Raw genomic sequence first — 2154 nt, 5'->3', positions numbered from 1 at the left:
TAGTGTAGTCAGGTGTCGCAGCGGCGGCTTTCGCCTGCGCGCCGAGTTGATACCAGCAAACAACAAGCCAGCAACATACAGCGCCTCTGCGGCGAGTCGGCCCGACGCCAAGGCCATCGAGACCCCGCTTCCCCCGCACGCCTGCGTCCGGCTCAATTGCACCGACAGCTGCTGGAGATCGTCGGCCCAGGCATCACGCCCGGCAGTGGCCCGGGCCACCTGGCGCTGTTGGGCCACGACCCGCTGCGCTGGCGTATCGGCCGCGGCGTGCTCTCGGCGCTGGGCATCGACTTTCCGCTCGCGCCCGGGGACCTCGCCGCACGCGTCAACTTCGCGACCCTGGACGACGCTGGGAACATCACCGACCGCCGCGCTGGGCGCATCCCCACCGATCTGAACCGCCGGCTCTGCGAGAAGATCAGGTCCGCCGTGCACCTGGACTTCGACGGCGAGCTCTTCTTTGAGCCCGAGTCCGAGCACCGTGCCGTGCTGGTGCTGCGCGGCGAGGGCCTGAGCGACGATCTGCCGGACACCGACCCGCAGGCCACGAGCCGGCCGCCGGTGGACATGACGCCGAAGAGCGATGCCGCAGAGAAGAGCGCGGCACTGGTGGCCCGTTTCCTGGAGCAGGCCCATGCGGCGCTGGCGGACGAGGCGCCCGCGAACGGCCTGCTGCTGCGCGGCTTTCAGCGCTACGAGCCCCTGCCGGGGCTCGAGGAGCGCTTCGGCCTGCGCGGCCTCTGTCTCGCCGAGTATCCAATGTATCGCGGCCTCTCACGCCTGCTGGGCATGGCAGTGGCACCCAAGCCCGAGGGCATCGACGGACTATTCTGCGCCGCCGAGCAGCGCCTCGGCGACGACTTCGACTTCTTCTTTCTCCACGTGAAAGGCACCGACTCCGCAGGCGAGGACGGCGACCTCGCCCGCAAGGCCGACGTCATCGAGGCGGTGGACCACCAACTGCCGCGCCTGCTGGCGCTGCGCCCCGACGTGCTCGTCATCACCGGCGATCACTCCACACCGGCCTCCATGGCGTCCCACAGCTGGCACCCGGTGCCGGTGCTGCTGCACGCCCGGCAGGCCCGCCGCGGCAGCGCCGAGCGCTTCGACGAGAAGACCTGCCTAGCCGGCGCCCTCGGACTACGCCGCGGCGTGGACCTGATGGGCCTCGCCCTCGGGCACGCGGGGCGCCTCAAGAAGTTCGGAGCCTGAGCAGGCATCAATTGCCGGGCCATCGGCGCGATCCCCGGCGAGTCGCGGCTGGAGATCGTCCCCGGCGCCACCCGGCTGTTCTAGGAAGCCGGCGGGCTCGACAGCGTCGGACTGTTGGCCAGGGAACGGTTTCGGAGCCATTTCGCCGGCACGCACGAGTCCGGCGAGCGGGCGCGCTGAGGGCCTTTCGCCGGCGCGCCTTTGCGCCCTGGAAGTCATCGCGGCCAGAGGCCGCTCCCACGGCAGCCCGCGCGCTGTGGGAGCGGCATCCCTGCCGCGACGACTTCCAGGGCAGCTGAGTGCCAAGTCCATCGCGGCCGGAGGCCACTTCCACGGTTGCTGCGTGCCCTTCCTGGGTCGAAGATCGGGCCTAGGCTCAATCATCCCGCGCGGGCACGGACACCTCCCGCAGCGCCGGCAGCATGAATCGACCGACAGTGACAGCGCCCTACCAGGAATCCGCCGAGACCCTGCTCGATCGCCTCGGCAGCAACATCGAGCAGGGCCTCGACGACGCGGAGGTCAAGCGCCGGCGTGAGCAGCACGGCCGGAACCGGCTGCGCGAGGCGGGCTCGCGCCCGACCTGGCGTATCCTGCTGGACCAGCTCGCGAGCCTGATCGTCCTGCTGCTGTTGGCTGCCGCCGTCGCGGCGGCGGTGTTCGGGCGCGTCGTGGAGGCCATCGCTATCGGTGCGGCCATTGCGGTGAACACCGCGATCGGCTTCGCGCTGGAGCTGCCCCCGCCCCGCCCCATGGAGGCCCTGCAGCGCATGGGCACGCCCAGGGCGCGGGTGCGCCCCGGCGGCCAGGAGCGGCCCCGGCCTGCCCACGAGCACGTGCCCGGCGCTCGCGCGCTGTGCGCGGGCCGCAGCGCAGGCCTGTTCCGCGTGCTGGCCGGCGGCCTCAGCCCCGGCAGGCTCCTGGCGCCGGGGCTCGTTCCCT

The 2154-nt window shown here is 71.7% G+C and carries 2 protein-coding genes; both read left to right on the top strand.

All coding sequences use genetic code 11. The annotated features are described in order from the left end of the window. Nucleotides 1-156 precede the first annotated feature (156 nt). Nucleotides 157-1212 carry a phosphoglycerate mutase gene (locus I6U14_RS06630; protein ID WP_296897883.1) on the top strand — a complete coding sequence of 352 codons (1056 nt, stop codon included), beginning with the start codon at nt 157-159 and terminating at the stop codon, nt 1210-1212. Nucleotides 1213-1634: 422 nt separating this feature from the next. Further along, a partial coding sequence (locus I6U14_RS06625) for a cation-transporting P-type ATPase (RefSeq protein ID WP_296897881.1) occupies nt 1635-2154 on the top strand: 520 nt, incomplete at its 3' end.

It is taken from the genome of Thiohalocapsa sp. (assembly GCF_019695415.1).
GTDB lineage: Bacteria > Pseudomonadota > Gammaproteobacteria > Chromatiales > Chromatiaceae > Thiohalocapsa.
The sequence above is the reverse complement of the archived record's forward strand: the minus strand, read 5'-3'. Positions and strand labels throughout refer to the sequence as shown.